1 protein-coding gene is annotated in these 325 nt (G+C 71.1%); it reads left to right on the top strand.

Translation table 11 applies throughout. The features are described from left to right. The coding region (locus ACFHWE_RS23790; protein ID WP_416604112.1) for a hypothetical protein at positions 1-325 on the top strand (325 nt) is incomplete at both ends.

Below are 325 nucleotides of genomic sequence, written 5' to 3'. Positions count from 1 at the left end.
CCACACGACGCCCCGGGCCAGATCACCCCGGACGGATACCGCACCTTCACCACCAACAACGACGGCTACGCCTACGGCGAGCAGGTCCTGGGCCACCCCGGACGCAACCCCCACGCCTTCCCCCGCCTCTCCCCCGAACAGCAGCAAGCCCTCCGGCGCTACACCTCCACCGCCCGCCCCCTCAACCTCCTCCTACGCACCACCAACCCCACCGAACACACCCACACACTCCACCAGATCCGCCAACAGACCGGCCCCGGCTGGCCCCTCTACGAACTCACCCCCCACCACCGCCCCCCGACCCTGGCCGACCTCGGCGACACCG

Source organism: Nocardiopsis sp. LOL_012, from assembly GCF_048060475.1.
Taxonomy (GTDB): Bacteria; Actinomycetota; Actinomycetes; order Streptosporangiales; family Streptosporangiaceae; genus Nocardiopsis.
Note: the sequence above shows the minus strand (reverse complement) of the source record. Positions and strands in the feature narration are given on the sequence as shown.